Raw genomic sequence first — 13,191 nt, forward strand, 5'->3', positions numbered from 1 at the left:
TCAGGTGCTCCGGAATATAGCAACCGATCGGTCGGAAGCTGAAGCGGTCCCTCCTCGCCTACGATGGTGGGTATGAGCCCTCGCAGTTCCGTAGCCGAAGCCCGCAGGACGCGGCAGCGCATCGTCGAGCGCGGTATCGCCCTGGCCTCGCGGGACGGCCTCGAAGGGCTCACGATCGGGCGGCTGGCCGCCGACCTGAAGATGAGCAAGGCCGGTGTGCTCGGGCACTTCGGCACCAAGGAGGCCCTTCAGCTGGCCACTCTGGAGGGCGCGGCGGCGGCGTTCTCCCGCCTGGTGTGGGAGCCCGCGGCGGACGTGCGGCCGGGCCTGCCCCGGCTGCGGGCCGTCTGCGAGGCGTGGATCGCCTACCTGGACCTGGACGCCGGGCGTGCCGTCTTCCCCGGCGGGTGCTTCTTCACCACGGCTTCCATCGAGTTCGACGCCCGCGGCGGCCCCGTCCGGGAGGCCGTGGCCCGGATGTCCCGGGTGTGGCGGCGCCGGCTGGCCGCGGAGGCGCGTACGGCGGTGGCGGCGGGCGACCTGCCGGCGGACACCGATCCGGACCAGGTCGTGTTCGAGCTGATCGGCCTCTTCATGGCGCTGAACCAGGAGATCCAGCTCTTCGCGGCACCGGACGCCACCGACCGCACCCGGCGGGCACTGGACCGCCTGCTCGGCCCGTGCCCGGCGCGGTCGGCCCCGTAGCCGCGACGGCCTGGGTGCGCTGTCGGGGAGTGTGTCAGCCGGAGTCGGCGTCCTCGTCGAAGTCACCCAGGTGCACCGGCGCCGGAAGGGGCTCGCCGGCCGCGAGCACGGCGCTCAGATGCGACGCCAGCCGCTTCGGGCGGACGGTCTGCTCGGTCGTGGCCAGTTCGTCCAGCGACCACCAGTGGTGTCCGTAGCGGGCCTCCTCGGTGGTGACCTCGACCTCGCGCGCCTCGACGGCCGTGACGCGGGCCAGGCGGTACTCCTCGTACTGGTCGAAGCGGTGGCCGTCCACACTGAAGACCGCCTGCCGGGTCCACACCACCGGGCTCAGCCGGTGGGCGGCGAGAACCAGTGCCGTCTCCTCCCGCACCTCGCGCACGGCCGCCCGCACATAGTCCTCCCCGTCCTCCACGCCGCCGCCGACGGTGAACCACCAGCGCGCTCCCGGCCGGCGCGGATCGCGTCCGCACAGCAGAAGGAGGCGATCGCGGTCATCGACCAGGAGAACACGGGACGTTCGCCGCTTCGTCGGTGTCATGGAGGCCGATGCTATCCACGGCCTTCCGGTACGCGGGCCCCGCCCGTTCACTCCGGAGATCCGTGGGCCGCGGCGACACGGTGCCACGGACCGCGGGTTCCGTGCCGCGGTCCGTGGCGGGCCGGCCGCCGGGGAGCCGGCCCGTGTGTTCCCTCGTGCTCAGTCCGCCTTGTTCACCTGCGCGAGAGCCTTGGCGAGACCGTAGGCCCACAGCTGGTTGACCCGGGAGCGCTCGGTGGCGTTCGGGTAACGGTTGGTGCAGGAGGGGCCGGGGCCGCCGCCCGACATCAGCTCGCTGCACGGCCCGCTGTAGTGGTCGGGCAGGCCCAGCACATGGCCGGTCTCGTGGGCGGTGACGCGGATGGAGTCGTACTGCTGGTTCTGCGCGTAGTCCAGGAAGATGTAGCCGCGGCCGTGACCGTCGGTGGAGGCGTAGGACCCGCGCGAGTCGCTGCCCTCGTAGTAGGCGAAGTCGCCGCCGCTGGAGGTCGCCTGGAGCTTCACGTTCGACACGGAGCTGTTCCAGATCGAGGCGGAACTCGATATCTGGGTGCGGAAGCTCGGGGCCTGGGAGGCGTTGTAGTAGACGGTCACCGCCTTCAGCGAGGGCTGCTCGGCCTGCCGCTTGGCGACCGACTTCATCACGGCGTCGAAGAACGCCTTGGTACCGGCGTCCTCGGCGCTGCCCACGTAGCCGGCGGCTACGGTACGGGCGGGTGCCGCGGCGGTGTCCTGCGCGCTGACCGGGCTCGCGGTGCCGAGCGCGGCGGAGGCCAGCCCGAGGCCGAGGGCCAGGCCCAGAAGTCTCCTGGTGCTCTTGGACCCGGTGCTGTTTCGGAACGACGCCATGGGGAGGCTCCTTCTCGTCCTGTGGGGTTGAACGATCGGTTGCCAGTGAGTCTCGGGCAGCCCAACACGGCGGGGGATGATGGCACTTGGGGATAGCACCGGGCTATCGCCGACCGACTCGTCCGCTTTCCTTGTAACTTGAACATCTGGTGTCGGGTTCCGTGCCGCCCTACGCTCCCCCCATGGAGTTGGAGGTGAGACATCTGCGTGTGCTCTGCGCCATCGCCGACACCGGCAGCCTGCACAAAGCGGCCCGGGAACTCGGCCTGGCCCAGCCCTCGTTGAGCACCCAGCTACGGCGGATCGAGCGCGCGCTCGGCGCTCAGCTCTTCGTACGCGCCCGCACCGGCTGCCGGCCCACCCCGCTGGGGCTGGCGGTGCTCAGCCGGGCCCGGCCGCTGGTGGCGGAGTTCGCGGCGATCGTCACCGAGACCAGGGCGGCGGCGGCCCGTGCCGCCGGCGGGTTCCAACTGCGCCTCGGGGCCACGGCCAGCAGGGCCATCCCGGGCTGGCTGCGACTGCTGCGGGCCCGCCGCCCGGGGATCGAGCCGACGCTGCAGATGAGCGTGTCCGCCAACGCGCTGCTGGGCATGGTCGCGACCGGCCGGCTCGACATGGCCTTCGTGCACGAGGTCGAGGGCAGTCCGCTGCGGGTGCCGCCCGGACTGTGCCTGCGGGTGCTGGTCGAGCGGGAACCGCAGTTCGTCACGCTCGCCGCGGACCATCCGGCGGCCTCGCGGTCCCGGGTGCGGCTCGCAGACCTGGCCGGTGACCGCTGGATGGTCGACTCCACGGTCGACGGCGAGTGGGACGCCCTGTGCCGGGTGCTGCGCGCGGCGGGCCTCGACTCCGAGATGCTGCACGGCGACTACCTCACCGCGTACTCGCTGGCCGCCATCGGCGAGGTGGTCACGGTCAGCCAGCCGACCGCCCCCGTGCGTCCCGACCTCGCGATCCGTCCCCTGGAGGGCGACCCGATCGGGGTACGGCTGCTGCTGGCGGCCCGTACGGAGCGGGAACTGGACGGTGTCTACCCGGAGTTGGAGGAGGCCTACTGGACGGTGGCGTGGGAGGCGCCGGCGTACCGTGAATGGCTCGGGCGCGCGCACGCGGCAGACGGCGGACCGGTGACCCTCGGTGTGCCGGACCGCCCGCCCACGCACCACCCGGCCCCGGCCACACCACCGGCCCGCAGGCCGCGGCCCCTGGCGGCCGACGCGCACGCGGGTTAGCCGAACCTCGGGCGGGGGCCACGGTCCGTTGCGGCGCCGGTGCTGGGCGGCTTCTGTTCGGGCCGGCGTAAGGAGGCCGACCGAGGGCGGCGAGCCGGATCATGTCCATCTGCTCATCAGAGAGAGCGGCCCAGGGTGATGCGCCCGGAGCGGCCCGGCCCGCCGGGAGGGCGCCCGGCGGATCTCGCCGGCCACCTCCCCGGGGACCGCCCGCGGATGGCCGCCTCCCGGGTGCCGTGCCCCCGCTAGGCCTGATGGCAGGGGGTGGGCGTGTCCTGCTGCCGGACGGGCAGGGTCGGCTGTCCGTCGCTCAGCGCTTGCCACCATGCCGTGCACAGGAGTTCGCTGAACCGATCCATCCGGCATTCGGGCGTCGAGTAGTAGACGCCGAACATCAGGGCCAGCAGCAACTTCCCCATGCGCTCGGGATCCTGGGCCCCCGTCAGCTGTCCCTGCCGGCGGGCCTGTGTCATGAGGGTCGCGACCGTGTCGCACAGGTCCTGGGCCACCCGCGGCAGCCGGCCGTGAGCGCGGGCGGCCTCGCTGGACAGATGGAACCCGGCGCGGAAACGCAGATCCGTCTGCAGCCGTTCGGCCAGCCTGACGGCGAGGAGGCGCAGTTTCTCCATCGGTGCGGCAGGGCCCTGCTCGACCTGCGCCAGCAGTTCCTGCCATGTCTGCTCGAAGGGTCCGGTCAGCGCCTTGGCCAGGAGCCGCTTCGACGCGAAGTGCGCGTACAAGGCGCCCTTTGTCATATGGGCTTCCTGTGCCACACGTTGCAGATTCGCACCCATGTACCCATGCCGGGCGAACTCTCCCGCTGCCGCGTCGAGCAGTGACTCATGAGTCCTGCGTGCTCTGTCTTGCTTGATCACGGTGCCCCTTCGTGCTCCGGAATGGTTCGACAAATCACCCCCAAGAAATCCTTTCTTAACGCCGCGGGGCCCACAAGCGGAGTGAGATGAGCTGTCCGAAACCGACACCGCTTGCTGCCTCCCCTATAAGGAAGGTGCGCCGGTCACAGGGCAAGGCGCGGCCGGCTGGCCGAATCACTTCCGTCCCTCACGGCTCAACGGGCACGGGGCGCCCGACCGGCCCGGCCGGACGGTGCGGCGTCGACGCCACCGGGGGTGTCCCCGCAGGTGCCGGGGAGAGGTTGGAAAGCCATCAACGGCTCCCCGGAAATTGACGTTTGAGAAGGTATTTCGTCTCGGGGCTGATCGCGCATAAGCATTGAGTACCGCACCGCACATCGGTGCGGCCGATGCCAGGGGCAGAGGTTTCGACATGCGATCTGGGCCGGACGGTGAACTGCCGGCCGGCGTCGGGCTTTTCCTGGCCACCGAGGCCGGCTGGGTGCCCGTGAACTGGAGCCTGCTGCTGGAGGAGTCCTGCTGCGCGGACGGGGAGCGCCGTGTGCGGGCGCGCATACCTGCGTCCGTCACCGCTCGTCCGGCCTGGAGACACATCCTGGACTTCGCGGCGGACGTGGCCGCCAACCCCTCGCTGTCGGGCATTCCTTGGGCGCTCGACCTGCGCCGCACCGGTGAAGCGGGCGCGGCCGGGCCGTCCTCGGCCGGCTCGAACGGCCGGCCGTCCACTGCGGTGAGGTGCGGCTGCCCGGAAGGGTGGGAGAACCGCCCGGCGGGCCACGCCTCCACCGTGCCCTGGCCCGCCCGGGAGACGTCGGCCGGGCCGGTCCCGGATGCGCGGGTCAGGTTGCGGAGCGGTCCCGTCCGCCGACGGACATCAGGCGCCGGGCCTTCTCCAGCGCCTCGTCGCCGTCGGCCCCCGCCAGGATGGCGTCCAGGAGGCCCGGGTAGCGCGCGTCGAGGTCGTCGCGGCGCAGCGACAACAGGTTCTCCCTGCCGGAGGGGTGCTGCCAGATGACACCGCTCTCGCGCAGGACGCGCCAGTGATGCGTCATCGTGGACTTGGCGGTGATCCCCAGCAGCCCCAGGACGCTGCCGCAGTTGTGTTCCCCGCCCGCGTCGAGTAGACGGACGACGGCGAGTCGTACAGGGCTGCCCAGCGCGGACAGGACGCTTTCGATCCGGATCTGATCGCGGTCTGGATGGCGGCTCATATTCCCACAGTACCGCGATATTCAAACTTTCCATCACCTGGGCACTTGGCGATCGTTGGCGTCTCTCGCGGGTGCCGGGCCGCCGTCCCGACACCCCTCCCGGCTCCCCTCGGGAGCTGATCGTCCGCATGGATCTCCTCTCGGCGCGCCCGCCCGGCCGGACCGGTCGGAGGGTCACGATAGTTCGACTGTACTAAGGTGGCCGAACAATACACTGTACGTAAGAATGCGAACAGTCGTACTGTTGCGTCGTCCGGGCTGCCGGGCGCGTCGCCCGGGCTTCCAAGCCACGAGAGAGCGCACGTTCCACAGCTCCACGCACCACACCACCAGATCCGGAAGGGCCCTTCTGCCATGTCCTCTGCATCAGCGCTGAACCAAGGAGGCCCGGGCGGCGCCCCACGTCGCTTGGGCTGGATCCTGACGCTGCTGGCCCTCGCGCAGCTGCTCTACGGCCTCGACCTGAACATCGTGTTCGTGGCGCTGCCCGAGATCGGCCGGGAGCTGGGCTTCCCCGGCCAGACCCAGCAGCTGGTGGTCAGCGCCTACGTCGTCTTCGCGGGCGGCTTCCTGCTGTTCGGCGGGCGCGCGGCGGACCTGCTCGGCCGGCGCCGGATGTTCGTCCTCGCCCTCACGATGTACGCCGTGTCGTCACTGGCCGGCGGTCTCGCGACCGGCCCCGAGGTCATCGTCGTCGCCCGTGCCGTCCAGGGCATCGCCGGTGCCCTGCTGCTGCCGTCCACCCTGTCGCTGATCAACACCCTCTTCGAGGAGGGCCCCAAGCGGAACCGGGCCCTCGCGGTCTGGGGCGGCGCCGGGGCCAGCGGCCTGACCATCGGTGCCCTCCTCGGCGGTGTGCTGACGGACAACTTCGGCTGGCCGTCGGTCTTCTTCGTCAACGTCCCCTTCGGCGGCCTGGTCGCCCTGTGCGCGCTGTTCGTCATCCCGCGCGACCCGGCCCGCACCGAGCGCCGCAAGTGCGACCTCCCCGGCTCCCTCACCGTCACCGGCGGTGCCACGCTGCTGGTGTTCGCCCTCGTCGAGGGTCCCGAGCGGGGCTGGGGCGACGGCCTGGTGGTCGGCGCGTTCGTCCTCGCCGTCGTGCTGCTCGCGCTCTTCGCCGTGGCCGAGTCGCGCGGCTCCGATCCCCTGATGCCGTTCCGGCTGTTCGACAACCGCAACCTCACCGTGGGAATGCTCGTCACCTTCCTCTACATGGCGACCTTCGGCGTCCTGCCGTACTTCCTCACCGTCCTGATGCAGAGCGTGCACGGCTACAGCGCCCTGCAGACCGGCCTCGGCTTCCTGATCCCGTCGCTCGCGATCGCCACGGGCACCCAGCTCGGCGAGCGGTTCGCCAGCAGGATCGGCACCCGCACCACGCTGATCACCGGCTTCGCCGTCGGTGTCGTCGGCACGGCCGGCCTCGCCTTCGGCTTCGACGCCGACGCGAGCTACGCCGTGCTGGTGCCCGGCCTGATCGTGTCCGGCGTCGGCCAGGGCATCGTCTGGACCGCGATGTGGATCGCCGCCGCCACCGGCACCGCCCCGCAGGAGCAGGGCGTGGCGAACGGCATCGCCTCGACCGCGCTGAACATCGGCAACGCCATCGGCCTGGCGCTCTTCACCGTCATCGCCGAGACCGGCACGGACGGCAAGGCGGGCCAGGCGCTGAAGGCGGCGCAGGCGGACGGCGAGTTCCTGGTCGTGATGCTCACCGCGGCCGGCATGGTCGTCGGCCTGCTCGTCACGCTCGGCCTGAAGCGGCAGCCGGCACCCGCCGCCGTGTCGGCGCCCGGCAGCGAAGAGGAAGGGGCCCTCGCGACCCGCTGAACCCCCGGACGGCGAGCACCGGGAGGCTGGAAATCCCCCGCTCGGCTCCCCGCCCGTCCGGCCCCGCGCCCGCCGTCGCGGGCGGCTGTTGCCCGGGCTTCCCGAAGTCTCCCCCGGCGCGCGGCCGAACTCGGCTGTGCCTTCGCCGCCGTCGTCCTCGAATCGGTCGGCACGCAGGAGTACAAGCTCGTACCGGGGGACCTGGCCGCCCGCAGCGACCGGACCTGCGGCCGGGCGGCCGCCGCCGAACCGGAGCCCCTCCCGGCAGGCGTGGCATGACGCCCTGACCGGCGTCGAACGCGGCGTCGGCGACTGCACCAACCCGACCGCCGAGGGCCTGCCGTGACCACCGGCCGGGTCTCGAAGTTGCCGCCGGCACCAGTCCGACCGCCAGGGGCCGGCCCCTTCGGCCCCGGCCCGCCGGTTGAGACGGCGCCCACCGGTCAGGCCGGCGCCCGCCCGTTCAGACCGCGTCCGCCGTCCGCTCCTCCTCCGCCGCGTCGTAGGCGGCACGGGCCTGGGCGATGGCCGAACGGTGGCGCTCGGCCCAGTCCACCAGTCCGGTCAGCGAGGCGTACAGCTCGCGGGCCATGGGCGTGAGGTCGTACTCCACCCTGGGCGGGACGGTCGGGTACACGGTGCGGACGAGGAGTCCGTCCCGTTCCAGGCGGCGCAGGTTGAGGGTGAGCATGCGCCGGCTGATGCCGTTGACGGCGCGCTCGATCTCGGTGAAGCGGATGGGGCCGTGGGCGGCGGCGATCAGGATGCCGATGCTCCACTTGCCGGCGACGTGGTCGAGCACCTCGGTGACCGGGCAGGCCTCGACCTGCATGGCCTCGGCAAGACGGGCCGGACTCCGTGACATTGACGTGCCTCCTTCCGCGGAGGGCCAACGTTACCGAAACCGGCCACCGCCCCACATCGTGCGTCCGGGGGAGGGCGCGGTCGTCGACGTGTTCGGTCGTCTCCCTTGACACCCTCCCGTCGCCGCCCCAACACTCCAGCCGTGGGAGAGCGCTCTCCCACCGCCTCCGTACGACCCCTCCTTCCCCGCGTCAAGGAGCCCCCATGTCACGGAGATCGCAGTTCCTCCCGGGTGCGCTGGTCACCGCCGCCGTGGTGCTGGCCTCGCTCGGCGTCACCACGGTCGCCGCGTCACCCGCCCCCCGCGCCGCCGGCGGAACCGGTCACGCAGGCCACACCACGGCCGTATCGACGGCAGCCTCCCCCGAGGACCCCGACGGCGACGGCTACATCCCCGCCGTCCCGCCGGTCACCGGCGTCACCCCGTCCACCCGGAACCCGCCGCACCGCTACTTCCACGAGTTCCAGGCCAACTGCGCGGTCAGCCACACCAAGTCGGACGATCCGATCGCCTACCCGCAGCGGCCGGGCGCGTCCCACGACCACACGTTCATGGGCAACACCACCACGGACGCGTACAGTACGACCGCCTCGCTGAGCGCGGGCGGCACCACCTGCAAGGCCCCCGGGGACCTGTCCGGCTACTGGATGCCCACCCTGTACGACGGGGACCGGCCCGTCCTGCCCGTCGGCCCGCAGACCATCTACTACAAGGCCGGTGTCACCGACTACACCAGCGTGCGGCCCTTCCCCAAGGGCCTCAGGTTCGTCGTCGGCGACCCGACGCAGAGCGCCGACGCCTTCCGTCACCACCCCGGGTTCGTCGAGGGCTGGGAGTGCGGCGACAGCTACTTCAACACCGAGTTCCCGGCCACCTGCCCGGACCGCGCCGACGTCCAGCTCAACATCCGTTTCCAGGCGCCCAGTTGCTGGGACGGCAAGTACCTGGACACCCCCGACCACCGCGACCACATGGCCTACCCCGTGGTCAAGCCCGGCACCAACGACAACGTCTGCCCCGCCGGGCATCCGGTGGCCCTGCCGATGATCGAGTTCAAGATGGCGTTCCCCGTCAACGGCGACCTGTCCCGGGTACGGCTGTCCAGCGGCACCGGCCACAGCTTCCACTACGACTTCTTCAACGCCTGGGACGAGCGCACGCTGAAGGCGCTGGTGGACCACTGCGTGGTCGGCGGACTCCAGTGCGACGCCCGTGGCTACGACCAGACCCACCCCGAGGCCGGCGCCGCCCTGAACGCCGACTACCGCCTGCCCTGACGCACCCCCACATCAGCGCACGCCCCCCACGCCCGCCGACATTCCGGAGACACGACCCCGCCATGAGACCACCACCCCGCACCCGCCGCCTCGTCGCGCCCCTCACCGCGGGAGCGCTGGCCGCCTGCGCCCTCACCGCCCTGCCGGCCGCCCAGGCGCACGCGGCCGGCAGCGTCGTCAAGGTCACCGGCGGTCAGGGCGCCTGGCAGCTCACCGTGGACGGACAGCCGTACCGGATCAAGGGCCTCACCTGGGGCCCGTCCCCGGCCGACGCCGACCGGTACCTGGCCGACCTGAGGTCCATGGGCGTCAACACCATCCGCACCTGGGGCACCGACGCCACGAGCAAGCCGCTGTTCGACTCCGCCGCCGCGCACGGCATCAAGGTCATCGCCGGCTTCTGGCTCCAGCCCGGCGGCGGACCCGGCAGCGGCGGCTGCGTCGACTACGTGACCGACACCGCCTACAAGAACCGCGTGCTCGACGAGTTCCCCACCTGGGTGCGCACCTACAAGGACCACCCCGGCGTACTGATGTGGGACGTCGGCAATGAATCGGTCCTCGGTCTGCAGAACTGCTACAGCGGAACCGAACTGGAACGCCAGCGCGACGCCTACACCACCTTCGTCAACGACGTCACCAAGAAGATCCACGCCGTCGACCCGAACCACCCGGTCACCTCCACCGACGCCTGGGCCGGCGCCTGGCCCTACTTCAAGAAGAACGCCCCCGACCTCGACCTGTACGCCGTCAACGCCTACAACGCCGTCTGCGGTCTGAAGTCCGCCTGGGAGCAGGGCGGTTACAGCAAGCCCTACATCGTCACCGAGACCGGCCCGGCCGGCGAGTGGGAGGTGCCCGACGACGCCAACGGAGTGCCGCTCGAACCCTCCGACCGGGCCAAGGCCGACGGCTACACCCGCGCCTGGGGCTGCGTCACCGGGCACCAGGGCGTCGCGCTCGGCGCCACGATGTTCCACTACGGCACCGAGTACGACTTCGGCGGCATCTGGTTCAACCTGTTGCCCGCGGGCGAGAAACGGCTCTCGTACTACGCGGTCAAACGCGCCTACGGCGGGGACACCACGCACGACAACACCCCGCCCGTGATCACGGACCTGACCGTCGAGGGCGACGCGGGCGCGGTCCCGGCCGGCCGCGACCTCACCCTGTCCGTCCGCGCCGCCGATCCCGACGGCGACCCGGTCGGCTACGAGGTCCTGGACAGCAGCGCGTACATCGACCAGAACCGGAACCTCACCTCGCTGCCCTTCACCGACCTCGGCGGCGGCCGGCTGAAGGTGACCGCCCCCGACCGGCCCGGCGTGTGGAAGGTCTATGTGAAGGCCAAGGACGGCCACGGCAACGTAGGCGTCGAGACCCGGTCCGTCCGGGTCGTCCCGCCCCCGGTGAACGGCACCGACCTCGCCCTCGGAAAGCCCGCCACGGCCTCCTCCTACCAGCCGGGCTACGGCGACTGCCCCTGCCCCGCCGCCAACGCCGTGGACGGCGACCCGGGCACCCGCTGGGCGAGCGACTGGAGCGACCCCCAGTGGATCCGGGTCGACCTCGGCACCCGCACCGCCTTCCGCCATGTCCAACTGCTGTGGGAGGCCTCCTACGCCAAGGCGTACACCGTGCAGACCTCCGACGACGGCCAGACCTGGGGGACCGTGCGGACCGTGACGGACGGGAACGGCGGCGTCGACGACCTCGACGTGAGCGGCACCGGCCGGTACGTCCGCATCAACGCCACCGCCAGAGGCACCGGTTGGGGCTACTCGCTGTACGAGTTCGGCGTCTACGGCTGACCGCCACCCGGCGCGCGACGACCGGACCGGGACCCGGGAGAGCGCTCTACCGCCGCCGCCCGACGGGCCGTTAGGGTGCGGGACATGAGCAGACAGGCCCCGACCCTGGAGGACGTCGCCCGGGAGGCCGGCGTCTCCCGGGCCACCGTCTCCCGGGTCGTCAACGGCGTGCGCAACGTGGACCCCGCGATCCAGGAGCTGGTCCGCCAGGCCATCCGGCGTACCGGGTACGCACCCAACCGGGCCGCCCGCTCCCTGGTCACCCGGCGGGCCGAGGCCGTGGCGCTGGTGGTCTCCGGCGCCGGGGACACCTCCGAGGAGGCCCAAGCCGCCTTCGCCGCCCGGGTGTTCGCCGACCCCTTCTTCGGACGGGTGGTCGCGGGCATCGTCGGCTACCTCCGCCCCCGCTCGGTCCACCCGGTCCTGATGTTCGCCGAGTCCGCCGCCGCCCGCGAGGAGGTGCTCGCCTACCTCGGACAGGGCCGGGCCGACGGCGCTCTGGTGGTCTCCAGCCACGCCGACGACCCGCTGCCCGCGCTCCTCGCCGACGCGTCGCTGCCCGCCGTCCTGTTCGCCCGTCCCGCCCGCCACGTCCCGCTCAGCCATGTCGATCTGGCCCACCGGGACGGCGGCCGGCTCGCCGCCGAACACCTGCTCGCCCGGGGCTGCCGTCGGCCGGCCACCATCTCCGGTCCCCTCGCGGTCCCCGCCGGCCGGGAGCGGCTGGCCGGCTTCCGGGACGCCCTCGTCCGGCGGGGCCATGCCCGTGTCCCCGTCGCCGAGGGCGGCTTCACCTACGACAGCGGCGTCGCGGCCATGACCGGCCTCCTCGCCGAACACCCGGACGTGGACGGGGTGTTCGCGGCCAACGACCTCATGGCCCGCGGCGCCTGCCAGGCGCTGCGGGAACACGGCCGGCGGGTGCCGGAGGACGTCGCGGTCGTCGGCTTCGACGACTCCACGGCCGCCGTCGACCGGCACCCCCACCTGACCACCGTGCGCCAGCCCGTGGAGGACATGGCCGCCGAGATGGCCCGCCTGCTGGACGAACACATCCACGGCACCCGCACCGAGCCCACGTCGGTCCTGTTCGACCCGCGGCTGGTCGTACGGGAATCCGCCTGACACCACCCGCCGGCGCGCGCGGCCGCGCACCGGGAGCCGGCCGGGTCACGCGTGGGTCGCCAGGACCATGTACGGCGCGGTCCGGATCTCCGCCGGGACCGCCGAGGCACCCGGGCCGGCGGCGGGAAGCGTGGGCAGCTCGACGGCGGGGGAGGGGAAACCGGCCTCGGCCAGGAAGCGCCGGTACCGGTCGAGGGAGCGGTAGTACGTGGTGCTCGTCATCATCGTGCCGTCGCGCAGCCGCAGCAGCGTGGGCACGGTGTCGCCGTCGCCGTAGACCGCCCCCGGCTCCCCGTGGCGCAGCGTGGAGAAGGCCACGCCGGTCGCCGCCGGATTGAGGTCGGCCAGCAGATACGGCGCACCGGGGCGCAGTACCCGGCGGATCTCGGCGGTGAGGGCGGCCAGCCGTTCGTCGTCCGGGTCGGTGCAGTACACCAGGCAGCACACGGCGGCGTCGACGCTGTCGTCGGCGAGCCAGTCCAGGGTGCGGCCGTCGAACAACCGGTAGGAGACACGGGGGTGGGGGCGGTCCGCGCGGGCGATGCCGAGCATGTCCGCCGAGGGATCGGCACCCTGGACCTCCCACTCACCGGCGCTCGCGAGCCGCGCCGCGACCGCGCCGGTGCCGCACCCGACGTCCAGGGCCAGCCGGCCGGGCCCCGCCCGCCCCGCGAGCCGGCGCAGCACGGCGGGGAAGATCAGCCGTTCGGCGAGCCGCATGTCGCGGTCCCGGTAGGCCTCGGCCACGGTGGTGGTGTCCCAGCCAAGCGGCTCTTCGTCGGCGGTCAAGGGCGGTGCCTCCTGCACTGAAACGGGCCCGGACGGGTGAAGCGGCACGGTCGGTGGCAGCCTGGCACACGACGCCGC

At 72.3% G+C, this 13,191-nt stretch carries 12 protein-coding genes; 6 read left to right on the top strand and 6 right to left on the bottom strand.

Annotated features, from left to right (window positions below):
• Nucleotides 1–72: 72 nt before the first annotated feature.
• The gene (locus tag HB370_RS37160; protein ID WP_030786951.1) at nt 73–705 is read left to right on the top strand and encodes a TetR/AcrR family transcriptional regulator; all 633 of its coding nucleotides are present in this window, start codon (nt 73–75) and stop codon (nt 703–705) included.
• A 34-nt stretch (nt 706–739) separates the two neighbouring features.
• Here the strand turns inward: HB370_RS37160 and HB370_RS37165 are convergent, their stop codons facing one another.
• Complete coding sequence (locus HB370_RS37165; RefSeq protein WP_030786948.1) at nt 740–1,246, bottom strand: NUDIX domain-containing protein; 507 nt, start codon at nt 1,244–1,246, stop codon at nt 740–742.
• A 159-nt stretch (nt 1,247–1,405) separates the two neighbouring features.
• Nucleotides 1,406–2,095, bottom strand: coding sequence for a snapalysin (snpA, locus tag HB370_RS37170; protein ID WP_030786945.1), 690 nt, complete (start codon nt 2,093–2,095; stop codon nt 1,406–1,408).
• 182 nt (nt 2,096–2,277) lie between these two features.
• Here snpA and HB370_RS37175 point away from each other — a divergent pair, with 182 nt between their 5' ends.
• Complete coding sequence (locus HB370_RS37175; RefSeq protein WP_078637631.1) at nt 2,278–3,327, top strand: LysR family transcriptional regulator; 1,050 nt, start codon at nt 2,278–2,280, stop codon at nt 3,325–3,327.
• Nucleotides 3,328–3,572: 245 nt separating this feature from the next.
• On the opposite strand, the gene HB370_RS37180 is transcribed toward HB370_RS37175, so the two are convergent.
• Entirely contained in the window at nt 3,573–4,202 is a 630-nt protein-coding gene (locus HB370_RS37180) for a TetR/AcrR family transcriptional regulator (protein ID WP_051815946.1), read from the bottom strand.
• Between the two features lie 839 nt (nt 4,203–5,041).
• Nucleotides 5,042–5,413 carry a helix-turn-helix domain-containing protein gene (locus HB370_RS37185; RefSeq protein ID WP_051815943.1) on the bottom strand — a complete coding sequence of 124 codons (372 nt, stop codon included), beginning with the start codon at nt 5,411–5,413 and terminating at the stop codon, nt 5,042–5,044.
• Between the two features lie 354 nt (nt 5,414–5,767).
• On the opposite strand from HB370_RS37185, the gene HB370_RS37190 reads away from it, so the two are divergent.
• On the top strand, nt 5,768–7,246 hold the full coding sequence (locus HB370_RS37190) for an MFS transporter (protein WP_078637630.1): 1,479 nt from the start codon (nt 5,768–5,770) through the stop codon (nt 7,244–7,246).
• Nucleotides 7,247–7,709: 463 nt separating this feature from the next.
• On the opposite strand, the gene HB370_RS37195 is transcribed toward HB370_RS37190, so the two are convergent.
• Nucleotides 7,710–8,111: a helix-turn-helix domain-containing protein gene (locus tag HB370_RS37195; protein WP_030786930.1), complete on the bottom strand. Its 402-nt coding sequence runs from the start codon at nt 8,109–8,111 to the stop codon at nt 7,710–7,712.
• 203 nt (nt 8,112–8,314) lie between these two features.
• Between HB370_RS37195 and HB370_RS37200 the strand changes: the two genes are divergently transcribed.
• The 3 genes from HB370_RS37200 (at nt 8,315) to HB370_RS37210 (ending at nt 12,324) form a co-directional block, all read left to right on the top strand.
• Nucleotides 8,315–9,388 (top strand): DUF1996 domain-containing protein, encoded by a 1,074-nt coding sequence (locus tag HB370_RS37200; protein ID WP_030786918.1) that lies wholly within the window; start codon nt 8,315–8,317, stop codon nt 9,386–9,388.
• Nucleotides 9,389–9,450: 62 nt separating this feature from the next.
• A complete protein-coding gene (locus HB370_RS37205; RefSeq protein WP_030786915.1) occupies nt 9,451–11,199 on the top strand; it encodes a discoidin domain-containing protein in 1,749 nt (582 codons plus the stop codon).
• An 84-nt stretch (nt 11,200–11,283) separates the two neighbouring features.
• Nucleotides 11,284–12,324 carry a LacI family DNA-binding transcriptional regulator gene (locus HB370_RS37210; protein WP_030786910.1) on the top strand — a complete coding sequence of 347 codons (1,041 nt, stop codon included), beginning with the start codon at nt 11,284–11,286 and terminating at the stop codon, nt 12,322–12,324.
• Between the two features lie 45 nt (nt 12,325–12,369).
• Here HB370_RS37210 and HB370_RS37215 read toward each other — a convergent pair whose 3' ends face one another.
• Nucleotides 12,370–13,113, bottom strand: a complete 744-nt coding sequence (locus HB370_RS37215) for a class I SAM-dependent methyltransferase (protein ID WP_051815940.1) — start codon at nt 13,111–13,113, stop codon at nt 12,370–12,372.
• Between the last annotated feature and the right edge of the window lie 78 nt (nt 13,114–13,191).

This window comes from Streptomyces sp. DSM 40868, assembly GCF_011820545.1.
GTDB classification, from domain to species: Bacteria; Actinomycetota; Actinomycetes; order Streptomycetales; family Streptomycetaceae; genus Streptomyces; species Streptomyces eurythermus.

Bases quoted from the DNA above. Each gene is read 5' to 3' on its own strand.
- HB370_RS37205 (WP_030786915.1), top strand. From the start codon at position 9,451: ATGAGACCACCACCCCGCACCCGCCGCCTCGTCGCGCCCCTCACCGCG.
- HB370_RS37165 (WP_030786948.1), bottom strand. From the start codon at position 1,246: ATGACACCGACGAAGCGGCGAACGTCCCGTGTTCTCCTGGTCGATGAC.
- snpA (WP_030786945.1), bottom strand. From the start codon at position 2,095: ATGGCGTCGTTCCGAAACAGCACCGGGTCCAAGAGCACCAGGAGACTT.
- HB370_RS37185 (WP_051815943.1), bottom strand. From the start codon at position 5,413: ATGAGCCGCCATCCAGACCGCGATCAGATCCGGATCGAAAGCGTCCTG.
- HB370_RS37175 (WP_078637631.1), top strand. From the start codon at position 2,278: ATGGAGTTGGAGGTGAGACATCTGCGTGTGCTCTGCGCCATCGCCGAC.
- HB370_RS37160 (WP_030786951.1), top strand. From the start codon at position 73: ATGAGCCCTCGCAGTTCCGTAGCCGAAGCCCGCAGGACGCGGCAGCGC.
- HB370_RS37195 (WP_030786930.1), bottom strand. From the start codon at position 8,111: ATGTCACGGAGTCCGGCCCGTCTTGCCGAGGCCATGCAGGTCGAGGCC.
- HB370_RS37190 (WP_078637630.1), top strand. From the start codon at position 5,768: ATGTCCTCTGCATCAGCGCTGAACCAAGGAGGCCCGGGCGGCGCCCCA.
- HB370_RS37200 (WP_030786918.1), top strand. From the start codon at position 8,315: ATGTCACGGAGATCGCAGTTCCTCCCGGGTGCGCTGGTCACCGCCGCC.
- HB370_RS37210 (WP_030786910.1), top strand. From the start codon at position 11,284: ATGAGCAGACAGGCCCCGACCCTGGAGGACGTCGCCCGGGAGGCCGGC.